The sequence below is a fragment of the Corynebacterium sp. genome, assembly GCF_030532965.1.
Lineage (GTDB): Bacteria > Actinomycetota > Actinomycetes > Mycobacteriales > Mycobacteriaceae > Corynebacterium.
Map to the genome: position 1 here is coordinate 1 of NZ_JAUNKC010000012.1, position 13,730 is coordinate 13,730.

Sequence of the window (13,730 nt, forward strand, 5' to 3'; positions counted from 1 at the left end):
GTGCCCCAGGTGAGACTCGAACTCACACTGGACGGGTTTTGAATCCGTTGCCTCTGCCAATTGGGCTACTGGGGCGCAAAGAAGATATTAGCCTAAGGGGGAAGTATTGGCGAAATTAGCGCCATTATGTGGGCTTTTGGTGTCGAAAGCGGCTCTCGTCGCCGTCGAAACTCCCCGCTATAGCGCGCGATCTTCCCGCTACGATGTAGCGGGGCCGCGGGCGCATTGCAGCCACGAACCACCTTGTGGTTGGTGCAACCTTCGTCATCGTTGATCTGAGATTGTCGGTGCATTCCGCTAACCGAGCGGGGCTTTTCGCTAGACTGTTGGACTGTGACTGACGCAAACAATCGACTCATGCTTATCGACGGACATTCCATGGCGTTTCGCGCATTTTACGCGTTGCCCGCCGAGAACTTCGCCACCTCAGGTGGACAGGCAACCAACGCCGTTTACGGATTCCTATCGATGCTGTCGAATTTGCTTAACGACGAAAAACCCAGCCACGTCGCGGTGGCCTTCGACATTGGCCGAAAAACCTTCCGATCTGAACTATTCCCGGAATACAAAGCGCAACGCGACGAAACTCCAGAAGCATTTCGTGGACAAGTGCCACTGTTGAAAGAGGTGCTAGCCGCGTTGGGGATCGTCACCCTGGATAAGGAAAACTACGAGGCAGACGACATCATCGCAACCTTAGCCACGGCTGCGAAACCCTTGGGCTATGAAACTCTCATCGTTACCGGCGATCGAGATTCTTTCCAGTTGGTCAACGACACCACAACGGTGTTGTATCCCATGAAAGGGGTCTCGGTGTTGCATCGATTCACCCCGGCAGCGATTGAGGAGAAGTACGGATTACAGCCGAACCAATACCCAGATTTCGCCGCGTTGCGGGGTGACCCATCCGATAACCTGCCGTCGGTGCCTAAAGTGGGCGAGAAAACCGCGACGAAATGGATTGTCCAGTATGGATCTCTGGAGAATCTTCTCAGTAGCGCCGAGGAGATCAAAGGCGTTGTCGGAAACAATTTGCGTGACTGCATTGAGCAAGTGCGCATGAACCGAACCTTGACTGAAATGGTTAAGGATTTGGAATTGCCCTATTCGCCGGACCAATTGGAATTACGCCCGGCGAACGTCAATGAGGTTGCCGCCAAATTTGACGAGCTGGAATTTGGCGTTAACCTTCGGGAACGGGTGCTTGAAGCTGTCCACGCGGACGGTGCCGTAGCCGCGCACACCGTCGAAAACGCGGTGTCCGCCACCGTGGATTTGGTGCCAGTGGATAAGTGGTTAGCAGCTAGGAAAAAGACTGCCGGAATCAAGACCTGGGATGCGACAGCACCAGGGATGGCAGTGTTTATTGAAGGTTCGGGTACGCCAGCTACGGGTGATGCGGAGGGGTTTGCCATTGTTGACCAAGACTTCCATGCGATCGCTGGATCGTTTGCGGAGTTGACACCAGGTGAAGAAAACGCTCTGGTGGAATACCTTGAATCGGAGGCACCTAAGTTTTTTCACGGCGCAAAAGCCAACTACCATATGGTGGCAGGCCGGGGAATCACCCTCAACGGGATCGCCCACGACACGGCAATCGCAGCGTATTTGCTTCGGCCTGGGCAGCGCACTTATGAGCTAAAGGATGTTTATCAGCGTCACCTCAAACGACAACTTGAGGTCGTGGAATCGGGGCAGCTTTCGCTTCTTGATATACCAGGATCGGAGCACCTCGTTGACGCCGCGGTTGCGATCATGGAATTGGTACCTACCTTGGTATCTGAACTGCAAGACATTGCCAGCTTGGAACTGTATCTTGATCTGGAACTGCCATTGATCTCGTCGCTGGCTGCGATGGAGGAAGCTGGTATCGCCATCGATGTGGACACCTTGGAAGACCAATTAGAAACCTTCCAGCAGCAGGTGGTTGAGGAAGAAGAAGCTGCCCGCGCGATTGCCGGGGACCCCACCTTGAAGCTCACCTCGCCGAAACAATTGCAGGTGGTGTTGTTTGACACGTTGGGGCTGCCAAAAACCAAGAAGACCAAAACTGGGTATTCGACAGCGGCCAAGGAAATTGAGGCGTTGGCGGTCAACCATCCGCATCCGTTCTTAGATCACCTGTTGGCGCATCGCGAATATCAAAAAATGAAGACAACCCTTGAGGGGTTAATCAAAGCGGTGGGCAGCGACGGGCGGATTCACACGACTTTCAATCAGACAGTAACCTCCACTGGCCGGTTGTCTTCAACAGACCCGAACTTACAGAACATCCCAGTGCGTACCCCGGCTGGTCGGAAGATTCGTTCCGCCTTTGTAGTCGGGGATGGTTACGACAAGCTGCTCACAGCTGACTATTCGCAGATTGAAATGCGAGTCATGGCTCATCTATCCGCCGATCCAGGTTTGGTGGAGGCCTACCAAAAAGGCGAGGACCTGCACAATTACGTGGGCTCCAAGGTTTTTGAAGTGCCAGTCGACGAAGTAACTCCGGAGCTGCGTCGACGTGTTAAAGCGATGTCTTATGGTTTGGTGTATGGGCTTTCTGCGTTCGGGCTATCGCAGCAACTAGGCATTTCGCCAAGTGAAGCGAAAAATATTATGACGGCGTACTTCGAACGATTCGGTGGTGTGAAACGCTACCTAGACGAGGTCGTGGAAAAAGCGAGGAAAGACGGGTACACGGCAACGCTGTTTGGTAGGCGGCGCTATCTGCCTGAGCTAAATTCCGACAACCGGGTCGCCCGGGAAAACGCGGAACGTGCCGCGTTGAACGCACCGATCCAGGGAACCGCCGCCGACATTATTAAGGTGGCCATGTTGCGGGTGGATCGGGAACTGAAGAAGATCGGTGCAAAGTCGCGGGTGCTTCTCCAGGTGCACGATGAATTGGTTTTGGAAGTCGCCGATGGCGAGTTAGAACAAGTGCGGAAGATTTTGGAAACCGAGATGGATTCCGCGATTTCGCTGTCTGTTCCGTTGGAGGTTTCCGCCGGGGTGGGCACAAACTGGGACGAAGCCGCCCACTAAGGGGTGGGACTTCGCGGCGTCGAAAAGCTTAGCGTCATTGCTTTTCGACGCCACCAAGAGGCAAACACGCAGTTTCCGTCTGGCGTAGTAGCTACAAGCCGGGTTGGAGGTATGAGAAAAGTTGCATGAAAAATGCCGCCCAGATTACATTTTCACCAGCGATGTTGTGCGATTGCGCGCTGACTAATCGCTTAGATAAAGAGCACATACGGTGACACGCCTGCCCGTTGGGTGGGCGATGCGATTGCTGTAAGAGGAGAGCCATTAATGTCGAGCACACTTTTCGACGCGATAACGGTGTTCAAGGAACTCGGGTGGAACGACGCCAACACCGATGAATTGGAACATCTTCCGATCGGCACCGCCGAGCAGCGGAAGATCGCGGTCCAGGGCTTGGAACAGGGAAGTCTGCTTGGTTTAAATAATGTCAACCGCGTGAATTTACGTGTGTTTGCCATTCGGGCTGGGGTTTCCGCCGCCCGTGCGGCGGAGCTTATCGACGCCCGATTCGCACGGTCAATGGCGCTGGCGGTTGCGGACCGTGGGGAGGCGTTCGCCCAGGAGGTCGTCGAAGAGGTAGGCGCGGAATCAACCGCCAACATTGGGTATTTATGCGTCAATGATCCGCAGCTGGTGTCGTTATGGCTTCTTACACAGCTCTATCCGGAGCTACCTGTGCCTGCTTCGGCAAGCTATCTGACCTTTTGGTTAAACTTTGCCAGTTGTGAATTAGGCTTCGCCGATAAACTGACGATCTTTGGCGATACTGAGCGGTTACCAAAGTTTGCTGAGGCTACCTTGCGGTTCCCGGAGCACTTATGCGCATTCGCGGAATCGAGACTGCCTACGCCACTACTTTTCGCTGAAGTAGTGGAAACTGCGTACAAAAAGGGAATCGTATCCAAAGAAGATGTTATTGCCGCCCTATGCATGGTTGTGGAACATTCCCAGCGCAGAACAGATATCGCCCGCTGTGTGAAGATCCTTGGCAATTCTGTGCAGGTGTCAGACAGGGAGCTCCTGCACCATTCGTCAACGATTCTTCCGGCAATCGAAGCCGCCGAACCGAGCGTGGTGCGGGCCTTTGCATCGCGGTTACTACGCTGCGCTGCCGAACCGAATATTGCTGCCATCGGTATCGGCGCCATGAACTCGACTGCGAAGAAGACGAAACGGGAGGCGATTTCGGCGCTACGGGATCGAACCGATCTTGGTCGCACTACTATCGCCGAACTATTCCCGGAGGTTAGCAAGCTATGCCAGGATCCAAGTCCCAATATAGCTAAGGCAGCGCGTGATCTCGTTGCATCGTGGAAAGCAACTGGTACCGATGATAACCTGCTGAATCAAACGGCCAATAACGAAGCTGCGGAAGGCCAGAACATGCAGTTGAGGCCGACCCCGCCAGTGTGGGAGATACCGCGATTAGAACGAAGCACACCAACGGTGGACTCAGTGGTTGCTCAGGCACGCGATACCGCCACAAACGCGCTGACCTCAGATCGGGCGACCGAAGAATTCCTGGCATCGATAGTGGAACTGGCTTGGGCTGACCGTGATGGTGCCAGACGGGCGCTTTCCGGGGTTTCTGTAGTCAAACGATGTGCACCGTTTGCTGCTTGGGCGAAAACCAATGGCCTCCATGTCCCCGAATGCGAACACGATTTTCCCATTGAAGCCCGTGACGTGGGAATTGCGCACATGCTTGGGCAGATTCCGTGTGTCGTATCCGAACCGAGCTTCGTAGATTTGTCCATTTCAGTTTCCGATTTTCTAGCACGGATCGATGCATACGCAGACACAGACGCTACGGTGTGTGATGCTGACTTGTACCTCGCGATGTGTCGACTAGTTCCTGTAGAAGCGGAAACTGATGTAACAGTTTTATCCGCACTGCGCAGTTATCGGGACTGTCCGGTTCCGGTCACCGTTGTTGAGTCTCATTCCAGAAAAACTTCGCTGACAGTTGGTGCTGTGCTTACAGACGTATGTGCAGTGATAGATGCGATAGATAATCCTGCTACGACGATTCGAGGTGCACTTAGCCAATTAACGTGCATGAAAAACCGGTTGCAGATTATGCGGGCTTACGGCTTTGAACCAGATTTTTCCATCCTGCCACGATCCGGGGATTTGGCATATCAATCAGTGCGCTGGGAACGACGATTACATCCGAACCGACTGGCTGCCATGGCGCTACAACTAGCGCAATGCGCCCAACCGTTGCCGCCTGGCGCGACGATGAATCTTATTGGCTTGCTTCGTCCCACTGCCACGGGGGTCGATCCGCGAATAGCGGAGGCGATTTTTATCGCCTGGGAACGTGGGCTTATTCGTCCAGGTCGGGCGGATGTACGGGTGCTTGATTGGGGTGGAAAACAACACGTTAAACCCCTTATGGAGCCGTTGCGGGAATTGGCGCAGGCTGGTTTGGTGACCGTTGTGTGGCCGATTCTTGACGGGTTTTTAGAGCATTCAGTACCGCTTGGTTTATCGTCGGTGGTTGTTAATGTGGTGGTGGAGCTGCTTGCAGAATGCGCTGAGAGTCTTTGCGAGCCTGTTGTCGGAAAGAATTCCGGTGAGAAATCAGACAGCGCCGCCTGGCAGCGAGTTTCGGGATTGCGGATGGTAGCGGAATCTGGTGCGAGAACAAAGGCGGTGCGTAATGCGCGAAACCTGCTGGAAAAGTTGGGTACGGGGTAGGTTAAGCGCACGAAAAAGCCTCGCATGTGAATGCGAGGCATAGGAAGCGAAGAATCGCGGTTATGTCGCGGGGACTTCTACGCTTGGTAGGTCAGCGCGGGTGTTGGCGTCGTCTAGCTCGACGTCCCAGTGCAGCCGGCCGTTATCGTCATCCAAGTCGACGGAGTCGATGAGGGCGTCGTTGTGGTCGGATAAGACCTTTGCGGCGGCTTCTTTCGCGGTGACGGTTGCTTCGGAAGCCATACGGACGTCGTTGGCCAGATCGTCACCGTTGTCATCCATATTGTCTTGGACATTGCCGTCTTGGTCGACATGAATGCTCTTGAACGCACCATCAATAATCATGTCCACTTCGGTGTGGCGGTCATCGTCGGAGCGGTCAGCGTTGATGACGACTGCGTTAGGATTCTTTTCCAACGCAATATCGATTGCTTTGAGAACCTGATCGTCGGACATCGCTGCAGTCATTTTGTCCGATGCAGAATCCATTGCGCTGGCACCTGCATCTTTGGCTTTATCTACTGCGGATGCGCCTGCGTCTTGTGCAGATGATACGCCAGAACCGACTTTTTCGGCTGCCGAGGAGGCGGCTGCTGGCGCATCGGCGCGCTGGGAATCGGTGCAGGCGGCAAGGGCTGGGAGTGCAAGTGCTGCGACTGCGGTGCCTACGAGGATGCGGTTACGGAAAAGTGAAGTCATATCTACTGCCTAACTAAAGTTACGTGACTTTTATGAAGTATCTGTCACTAGTTTCGGACACCAAACACTTTACCGGCGGATTTTGGAACCGGCTATAGGTGTGTACTAGACTGATTCTTCTGTGTTTTTGCTAGGGGATCGGTTGATGCGCCGTGATTGTTTAGTATTTCCCCTTGTAGATCCTGGTAGCGCGGTGTCGACTGAAAATCCCCAATGATGCTCATACCGCTAACGGGATGCAATTTAATTCATGTATTGCTTTATCTTTTCTAAGTTCCCCGAGCCGCGCAAGCGTCGTCAAGGGGAAAAGAAACGGCGCATAAACGTTGAAAAAGTTCGACCGGGCAACACGTCACTTTCGCTTTACGACGTTCGGGGCACCGAAGCGGTGCCCCGCAACCTGTTCCTAGTATCTCATTTTCCGGCTAAAGCCGAATTCATCATTGTGGGGCAGAGGATTAAATGCTGCACTTGTGGCAGTTGATGGTGTTCGCCGCAGTGCGGTCGCGCAATGTGTTAACCCGGCGCGTTCCCTCGTGGGTGGGTTGGGTGCCCCTAATCGGGCAAAAGTGCCCCTACATCTCCAGTTTTATAACGTAAATGCAACGGTTTCACATGTTTTTCTTCGCAAATTACTTAATTAAGGCTAAGTTTTGCGATTCGTGGGTTTTGGTGGGTTAGTATGTGAAATCGCGTGTTTTGATTGCACAATTTTAGTTTGTACAGAAAGGCTACATAATGAGCTTTATTAAGAAGATCAAGAAAGTTCTCAAGCTAACCGATAACGAATACGGCGAGCAGCTTACCGACAGCGCTTTGGACGGCGCTACCAGTGTTGCCGAGACTGTCGCTGGTGAAGAGCACGCAGATAAGATCCAGTCCGGCCGCGAGTTCCTGGACGGCAAGATCGGTCAGAAAGACGCACAGTAGTCTTTTAACCCATCGTTGTAGAAGGTGACACCCAGCGGAAATACGTTTCTGGTCCTGGTGTCACCTTTTTGCTTACGTGCCCCATTTCTTTTCACGCTGAAGCTCGTTGAGCTGTAGCTTGTCAAGAGTATTCATCGTGGCAGGAAAAGGGCGTGGGGCGGGGCAGTTTGATTTCCTTGCAGGGTGGGAATGTATAAGGAACATCCTGGGAATCCGATACCTGCAATCGGTGTTGTTGGTCTTACTATTAAAGGCGACGGATCTGCGGGAGCAATAGACAAACCGGGAGGCGTGATGGGTGAGACGTTGAACTGGGAAGCAATGGATGCCACTGATTGGGTTGGCACAGATACTGTGGCGGCCGGAGTGGAACATTGCCTAAAAGTGATCGCGGAAAAAGACAAACAGATCAACGCTTTCGAGCACGTTTTTGTAGAGACCGCCCGCAAACGGGCGGCGAAGTTGGACAAACTTGCTCCCAAAGATCGCGGACCGTTGCACGGATTACCGGTCGCCATTAAAGCGGAGAACAACGTGCTTGGGGTGCCAACTTCTTTCGGTACTCATGCCAACATCACCCCACCCGCCGTCGAAAGCGCGGTAGTTCGTCGGCTGCGTGAAGCAGGCGCCGTTATTATCGGCACCACCCGGATGTCGGAATGTGGTGCTTGGCCGGTGACTGAAACGGATCGGATTATTAGCCGGAATCCGATCAATACCGATTTCAGTCCAGGTGGCTCTTCCGGCGGTTCGGCAGCGGCGGTCGCTGCGGGCATGGTGCCGGTTGCAATTGGCGGTGATGGGGGTGGCTCGATCCGCATACCGGCTGCCGTGTGTGGGCTATTTGGGCTGAAGCCGCAATTGGGCCGAATTTCAGTCGCCCCCTATCCGCACTTGTGGCACAACCTCGGTGTGGTTGGACCATTGACGAAATCCGCTCGGGATTTGCGGCTGCTATATAAGGTTTTGGCGGGCAATGAGCCAACTGATCAGCATCCGGCAACTGCCCCTATGGCGGAGAATACGCTGTCGGTTGTACCTAAACCACAATTGCGCATCGGCACGGTGATGAAAGCACCGGTTCCAGGGATAACCGTGCACAAGGCACACCGCGACGCAGTGGCGAAAGTGGCATCATTATTGGACGGTGATGTGGTTGCTGAAGTCGAATTGCCAAAAGTGACGGGCACTTTTATCCCACTGTATTACGCGTCGATTGCTGGTGAGGTTGCGTATATGGAGCACCCGGAGGATCTCGATAGCAAGACCAAGCAACTCGTTGCATTTGGTAACGCCGTGCCAAAAACGCTGGTGTCGATGCTCAAGAAACGAAGCATCCAACACGCTACAACAGTTAACGGCCTGTTTAAACGCTTCGATCTCTTAGTCACTCCAGTGATAGCGCCGCGGCCAGCACCCGCAGGATTCCTTAGCGGCACTTCCGCGATTAAGGCTCAGATGAAATCGGCCCCATTCGCTGCGTTTACCGCCTTATTTAATGTGACTGGGCATCCTGCAATCAGTGTTCCGGTGGGCTATTCCTCCACCGATGGGCTTCCGATAGCTGTGCAACTTGCTGCCGCCGAACACCAGGAAAACCTGCTCATCGACGCAGCGGAATATCTTCACGACAAGCTGAAAGATAAAACATGGGGCTAAACCCACGGCAGATACAGAAAGACCATGCTGCGTATATGCGGTTACACGCGGACTTCGCATGTAGATCTGTTGAGCTTTCATGCGATACAGCATGGCTCTGTATATAGTTCATACCGGACCGAAAAGAATACGACAAGGGGTCTTTGATGCGCAGCCGGTGGGAAGAGCTCTTCCAGATGGATTGTGAGCTTGCTGCGTTGGGGTGGAAGGATGCGACCGTGGAAAGGGCAGCGGTCTTGCCCCTAGGGTCGGAAGAATTCCGGCAGAAGGTCGCGTCTATCATGTATTTTCGTGATGATTGTCCCGATGGTTTTCTTAGCGACGACCACAACGTGTTATTCATCTATGGTTTACGATCGGGAAAAGAACAATCCTTGTTGCGGTATCGCAGATATGACGGCCCGCCTGAAATTGTAAAAGGCATCGTTTCCCGCTGCGACCCCCTCCATATTGAACGTTTTGTCCTTAACTCGCGTTACGGACATGGTGATTTTTCTCTTCCGTTCAGCAATGCGGATATTGCGGCAATCATGCTCGTTAGTGACCCAGATCTAGGACTTGAAATACCGCGTTCCCAGGAGTATCTCCACGGGTGGGTGTCAGTTGCAGCGAAGGTCATTGCAAATCTTGACAGGATTGGGAATCCAGATAACCTCACCCTGCCCACTCGTGAAGAACTTATGCCGCGCCTGCAAGAACATATAGCTGTAGTTCTAGAACAAAACTTTCCCCTGTGGGAGGCGCTGGGCTACCTCTTGATCCACATGAGTAATGCGGGGCTTTTTGACCGAAGTAGGCTCATCGAGCTTTTCCTTAACAGCATCGAACATGCACCACGGGTTTTTCCGCGCCGCATCATAGTGCAGTTACTGAAAGATTATCTCGCTGTTACTGATGCTGAACTGTATCAACATCGCGCGAAACTGATTCCATACCTAAAACAAGCAGATCTTTTCTACATTAAATCCTTTGGTAGGTGGCTCATACCGATGCTGGACGATTGTGAACTTACCGCCGTTAGTGCTGGGGCACTTCGTGTGAAAAACGTGAAGAGACAACGCGAGATTCTACAGACACTTCTTGATCGCGCCGTACCGCCGCGTGAGGTACCCCAGGAACTCACCACAATCATCCGGTCACTGGCCGAATCCCCTGATAGTGAAGTTGCGAAACGCGCAAAGAATCTTAGCCATGAATGGTTTGGATAAAACATCAGCATTGCACCTGGTGGGAAACCAAGTATTTCACAGACGACTACACATGAGATTGTGGAGAACCCGGGTCGTTTTCCACGACTCTAACTACATGTGGGGCGCGGTCCGAACAAAAACCAAATCGTAAGAAAGTAAGGGAAGAAGACACGATGAAATCGCAGAATAACCCCAGCGAAAACGACATTTCCCGTATTCACCAAAGCCTCGCCGAGCTTGGGTGGAGCACGGCCACCTGTGAGCAGGCGCTCACCCTCCCGTTGGGGCCCAAAGAATTGCAGACTAAGGTGCGTGCACTGCTGCGCCCCCCGCTGTCGATCCCAGACGACTTCCTCAACAAGGACAGAAGTATCCGCGTTCTTTACGCTATTAGGGCGGCAGAATCCCCAAGGAACATTCTGTGGTCAGGGTTTCATGGTTCCCCAGAAATCTTGGCACAGGCCCTCCACAACCAAGGGGTGGGCTATGTTCAAAAGGTTGGGAACCACTTCACCTTTGAGCCCGAAAACGAATTTGAGGGATTCTACTATTCGAATTATCGGCTGGGGGTCATCGCCGCAATAAGTGACCCTGAGTTCAACTGCCCCATCCCAGACAACCCCGGCTATCTGCGCGCGTGGGGCTTGATGGCCGCCATCAGTGTGGTGAAACTTGATCGTGTGACCAGGTACTTCGATAATGACGAGCTTTCTGCGGAGCTACTGGAGCCCCGCTTCGATGAGCACTGCCAGAAAGCTATCGAGCTGGATTTACCCCTGTGGGGGCCGTGGGGCTATATTTTGAGCTTCCAGGTGAATCGGGGGCGGGGTGACCGTGCACAACTGATCGCGCGGCTGCTTACCGCACTGGAAGTGGAACCGAGGACCCAAGACCGCCGCATCATTACCGAAATCCTCACCAAAGAACTCAAGGTCACCACCGAGGATCTTCTTGCCCACCAAGAAGTGATCGCCCAACTCCTCGGCACAGCCGACCCAATGTACATCAACGCGTTCGCCGCCCAGCTCATACCCGCAGTGGAAGAATCAAACCTCTTCGACGTAGCACTCGGGGCACTGTATGTGAAAACGCTCAAGGGGCAAAAAATTGTGCTTGACGCGTTGGCGAAACGAAACCCACCCAGCCTAGACATTGCCGAATCCTTCGCACCGTCCCTGCAAACCCTCGCAGACTCCGCCGACACGCAGGTGGCCAAGCGTGCTGCTGACCTGATGGGGAAGTGGGGTCTGGCGGTGGCGTCGACAAGCGAAAAACCAGAAACCAGCATGTGGCGCGAAACCCCACCACTGTGGGAGGTGCCACGGTTTGAGCCGGGTGAAGGCACACTCGAGTCGGTGATTGCCGCGCTGAAGGACATGCCGACCAGCCCAGGATCCGGCTTTGTGCCGCGATCGATCACCTACTCTGACCTGAGTGTGGAAATCTTCCTCCACCGCTACCACGAGCTGGCACGCAAAGACGGGCAGGTGGCAAAACGCGCGATCCAGGGCGCGCCGAGCAACATTCGGGGCGGTATTGTGAAGACACGTGCAGAGCGTTCTGGCATTTCGTGGTGGCAGAACAAGGATGGGTCGCCGGTGGTTCACCGCGACGAGGCGGTGCTGCTGTTTGCGCAGGAAATGCCGTGTATCCTGTCCGCCCCATCGTTTGAGAACCTGCGGATCACCCTCGACGATTTCCTTGACCGCCTCGAACAGTACGATCAGCTGGGTCGCGCAGTTCAGGGGCCGGATCTGGTGCTTGCGCTGCTGCGCCTCGACTTGACTGGGGCAGATGTGGATGCGGCGAAGCAGCGGCTGAAAAACCTCAACGTCCCTATGAAGAAAAACAGCTTGGGGTCGAAAACACAGCGGGAACCTCAAGGAAACGCGGCGGTTGTTGCCTCCATCTACCTGTCTGGCCCATACGTTGAGCCACCTTTGAAATCGGCGAACGGTACATGGTTCCCCCTAAACCTCGATACTCCACGTGCCATCAGCTCACTGCACGATCAGCTGCGCAAGGCCGCCATTCATCGCCAGATTGATCCCGCCGCTGTGCCCAACTGGGGTGATGCGGCATGGGTGAATCTGTGTTGGTCCCCGACGCTCTCGGTCAACGCGCTGGGGAAAATGGCGGCGCAGGCCGCTAGGCTGTCCCGCCCGTTCGACCCGGGGCTTGCGATGAATATGTTGGCGATTCAGCGTCCTACCCGCCGCGGCGAGCTGGTAGGGGTGCGGGAGGCGTTGTGGCAGGCGTGGGAGCGCGGCCTTCTTCGACCCGGCGTGGCTGGCCCGCGCTTTCTTGACTGGGAGGTGCACGTCACCAGCTTTAAAGGGGTTGCTGCGACGTGGGAGGAGCTTGCTCGGGACGGTTTGTTGTCCGTGGTGTGGCCGCTTTTCGACGCCGTTCTCACGTATGCTTTCAAGCGCAGCTCTCCTACGGCTGGGGCAAGTGAAATAGCAGAAGCCATGGCGAGGCTTGCCCCACACGTGGTGGCGGCGGTGGATTCGGGAGTGGCTGATAAGTCGGCACTCGAAGCACCTGGTGCACGCGCGTGGGCTGGGAAAACTGGCTCCTCAAAGATGGTGAAAGCTGCGAAACAGGTGGTGGAAGCTTTAGGTGAGGTAGCTGGTGTACAAGCACAACCCCAGCCAGTGAAGAAGCCTAAGGGTCGGAAAGTATCAAATCTTACAGAGTTGTGGGCTCCTGACGAGTCCACCACGGCGGTGTTTCATCCGGAAACAACAATGAAGGTCATAGCTGGTGAAACCCCATCGACGAATAAAGAATTGTGGACTGAATTTCAGCTTCCAAATTATCCTGACCGATCCTTCATCATCCCAGTTCCGACCATCTTCAACGATGATGTGAGAAAAAATAAGTGGCAGATATATGAACGTTTAAAAACCCCACACCGTTACAATTTGGGTGACTACAAGCTTATGTACTGGGATGGCACCAAAATGCTCCTTTCAGAACCCTACAACACAATCAAGCCCATCGACCCACCCCGCCCGGCTCCGCAACCAGTGATTGTTGCTGCACTTGCAGGTCTTTCCGCAGGTACCGGCGACCAATCCTATTCCACGCACGCATTGCTGCGTGGTCTCATCAAACACAGGAGACTTGGTGTGGCATCCTGCCGACAGGCAGTCAACACTCTTGTGGAATCCGGTGGAGTGTGGAGCCCCGCCAAAGCGATGTCGATTGTCGACCACATACCCGAATTCCTGCCACAATTGTGGCCGCTAATCACCGACACCATTGCTTTCGCGGCTGCACAGGAAAAGAAACCGCATTGGCTCAACCGAGTACTCGACACTGCGCTTGAGTACAATGAGATTCTCAAGTACGGCACCGACAACGGCTACATCGCCCCAACATACTGGTCGGGGCTGAACAGCATCGCCGATCAACCCAAGGCCAGTGCCGCCCGGACAAAAGCACAGGAACTGAAAACAGCCCTCAACCTTTAAAACGGTAGGCAAGAAAATTATTTGTTTCGCATCTTTTGTT

7 protein-coding genes and 1 tRNA gene are annotated in these 13,730 nt (G+C 54.0%); 6 read left to right on the forward strand and 2 right to left on the reverse strand.

Going from position 1 to position 13,730, the window contains the following annotated elements:
• Position 1 precedes the first annotated feature (1 nt).
• Positions 2-75 (reverse strand) — tRNA-Leu (locus Q4D85_RS07010).
• A 282-nt stretch (positions 76-357) separates the two neighbouring features.
• Between Q4D85_RS07010 and polA the strand changes: the two genes are divergently transcribed.
• Together polA and Q4D85_RS07020 are read left to right on the forward strand one after the other, a co-directional pair.
• A complete protein-coding gene (gene polA, locus Q4D85_RS07015) occupies positions 358-3,030 on the forward strand; it encodes a DNA polymerase I (protein WP_303199328.1) in 2,673 nt (890 codons plus the stop codon).
• Positions 3,031-3,297: 267 nt separating this feature from the next.
• Positions 3,298-5,733, forward strand: a complete 2,436-nt coding sequence (locus Q4D85_RS07020) for a hypothetical protein (RefSeq protein WP_303199237.1) — start codon at positions 3,298-3,300, stop codon at positions 5,731-5,733.
• 60 nt (positions 5,734-5,793) lie between these two features.
• On the opposite strand, the gene Q4D85_RS07025 is transcribed toward Q4D85_RS07020, so the two are convergent.
• Positions 5,794-6,432: a PepSY domain-containing protein gene (locus Q4D85_RS07025; protein ID WP_303199239.1), complete on the reverse strand. Its 639-nt coding sequence runs from the start codon at positions 6,430-6,432 to the stop codon at positions 5,794-5,796.
• Positions 6,433-7,170: 738 nt separating this feature from the next.
• Here Q4D85_RS07025 and Q4D85_RS07030 point away from each other — a divergent pair.
• The 4 genes from Q4D85_RS07030 (at position 7,171) to Q4D85_RS07045 (ending at position 13,690) form a co-directional block, all read left to right on the forward strand.
• On the forward strand, positions 7,171-7,362 hold the full coding sequence (locus tag Q4D85_RS07030; RefSeq protein WP_303199240.1) for an antitoxin: 192 nt from the start codon (positions 7,171-7,173) through the stop codon (positions 7,360-7,362).
• A gap of 189 nt (positions 7,363-7,551) precedes the next feature.
• Complete coding sequence (locus Q4D85_RS07035; RefSeq protein ID WP_303199242.1) at positions 7,552-9,021, forward strand: amidase family protein; 1,470 nt, start codon at positions 7,552-7,554, stop codon at positions 9,019-9,021.
• 146 nt (positions 9,022-9,167) lie between these two features.
• Positions 9,168-10,229, forward strand: coding sequence for a hypothetical protein (locus Q4D85_RS07040; protein ID WP_303199243.1), 1,062 nt, complete (start codon positions 9,168-9,170; stop codon positions 10,227-10,229).
• 155 nt (positions 10,230-10,384) lie between these two features.
• On the forward strand, positions 10,385-13,690 hold the full coding sequence (locus Q4D85_RS07045) for a hypothetical protein (protein WP_303199245.1): 3,306 nt from the start codon (positions 10,385-10,387) through the stop codon (positions 13,688-13,690).
• Positions 13,691-13,730 lie beyond the last annotated feature (40 nt).

Bases quoted from the DNA above. Each gene is read 5' to 3' on its own strand.
- Q4D85_RS07025 (WP_303199239.1), bottom strand. From the start codon at position 6,432: ATGACTTCACTTTTCCGTAACCGCATCCTCGTAGGCACCGCAGTCGCA.
- Q4D85_RS07035 (WP_303199242.1), top strand. From the start codon at position 7,552: ATGTATAAGGAACATCCTGGGAATCCGATACCTGCAATCGGTGTTGTT.
- polA (WP_303199328.1), top strand. From the start codon at position 358: ATGCTTATCGACGGACATTCCATGGCGTTTCGCGCATTTTACGCGTTG.
- Q4D85_RS07020 (WP_303199237.1), top strand. From the start codon at position 3,298: ATGTCGAGCACACTTTTCGACGCGATAACGGTGTTCAAGGAACTCGGG.
- Q4D85_RS07045 (WP_303199245.1), top strand. From the start codon at position 10,385: ATGAAATCGCAGAATAACCCCAGCGAAAACGACATTTCCCGTATTCAC.
- Q4D85_RS07030 (WP_303199240.1), top strand. From the start codon at position 7,171: ATGAGCTTTATTAAGAAGATCAAGAAAGTTCTCAAGCTAACCGATAAC.
- Q4D85_RS07040 (WP_303199243.1), top strand. From the start codon at position 9,168: ATGCGCAGCCGGTGGGAAGAGCTCTTCCAGATGGATTGTGAGCTTGCT.